Annotated in this window: 1 protein-coding gene and 1 pseudogene; one reads left to right on the forward strand and one right to left on the reverse strand. The window is 66.0% G+C overall.

What is annotated here, in order from left to right; translation table 11 throughout:
• Positions 1-532 (reverse strand): annotated as a pseudogene (locus AB0G02_RS39745) (2-nitropropane dioxygenase); the annotation flags it as partial.
• 487 nt (positions 533-1,019) lie between these two features.
• Here AB0G02_RS39745 and AB0G02_RS39750 point away from each other — a divergent pair.
• Positions 1,020-1,502, forward strand: a 483-nt coding sequence (locus AB0G02_RS39750; RefSeq protein ID WP_360805566.1) for an EF-hand domain-containing protein, incomplete at its 3' end; no start/stop codon positions are given.

The following is a 1,502-nucleotide window of genomic DNA, read 5'->3' on the forward strand; positions in this document are numbered from 1 at the left end:
CCGGGGTGAGGTCGAGATAGGCCGACACCGACACGACCGGCACGTCCGCCCGGATCAACAGCTCGGCCGTCGCGCGTTCGACAGCGGGCTCGCCCGGGGAGTGGATCAGGTTCACACCCCAGTTGCGCCGACCCGGCAACGCGGCGGAGATGTCGGCGACCGCGCGGGCCACCCGGTCCGGCGACACGCCCCCGGCGCCGTAGCAGCACAACATGCCCGCCCGCGCCATCGCCACCACCATGCGCGGTGACGAGATCCCGTTCGCCATCTCGCCCGCCAGGTAGGGGTGGCCGAGACCGAAATCGCCGCGGAACGCAGGGTCGCCCAACTGCTCGGGGAAGAGCGCGGGTAGCGCTCCGGTCACCCGCCATCCGTGGCGGGTCAGGAAGTCGACATCGGTTCCTTCCGTCGCGATCACGCCCAATCGCCCAGCGTTGTCCAGCAGCAGCAGCCGATTCCTGGGCGAACGGGCGAGTCCGGCCAAATCATCCGGGTCGGTGACCGGCGGCGAAGCCGGGGCGACGGCAGTCAAGGAAGGAGTTCACCTCAAGCGACACGAGCGAAGCGACCGGTGGGCGCGGTGACCCTATCCGTTTCACCGCCTTCGTCCAGCCGGATCACCTGATCGAGTTCTTCACCTCTCCGACTGATCCGAATTCCGGCTCTGATCGCTCTGACCAGCGTCGATTGTCGTCAACGCGCCGCTGGTGGTGGTCAACTCACCCAAGTTCTCCGGCAAGGAGTAGACGCACACCCGTTCAGGGCATCAAGATCTAGCGTTGACGCTGTCGTGCCGGATCAGTCAGTGGCGAGATAGGTTTCTGTGACGTGTTGATTCCCAGAGTTCGATCGAACGTGGTTTCGGGCCCCCAGCGTCGCAAGTTTCGCTACTGAAAGTGGCGTGCCGATCGCGCGGGATCGAGTCCGGTGATCATGATCACCTGCGGGTCGTGATTTGACCGATCCGTCGAAGCCTCGCCACGCTGTCCCCGATTTCCCCTTATTTCCTGGAGGCTCACTTGTCCCATGAACTGCTCGACCGCAAGCTGACCGTCGCCTTCGGTCAGATGGACCTGGACGGCGACGGCTACATCGAGAAGGCCGACGTCATCGCCCTCGGGATGAACACGGTGGCGCACTTCGGCATCGACCCGACGTCCGCACAGGGGCAGGCGGTCAACCGCGCCTTCGAGGGCATCTGGACGGCACTGGCGGAGCACTTCGACACCGACGGCGACGGGCGGATCTCACCCGACGAGTACCGCGCCGGTTTCGTTGCCAGCTTCGGCGACCAGACCGGGTACGACTCGTTCTTCCAGCCCGCGGTCGATGCCATCATCAGCCTGGGCGGCTCCGAACAGCCCGACACGCTCAACCTCTCCGAGTGGCGCACCATCCAGGCCGCGTACGGCACCTCGCAGCAGGAAGCCGACGAAGTCTTCCGCCTCCTGGACACCGACGGCAGCGGCCTGATCACCCGTGCAGAACTCGGCGTCGCCGCG

The sequence above is a fragment of the Actinosynnema sp. NPDC023658 genome (genome assembly GCF_040639995.1).
GTDB lineage: Bacteria > Actinomycetota > Actinomycetes > Mycobacteriales > Pseudonocardiaceae > Actinosynnema.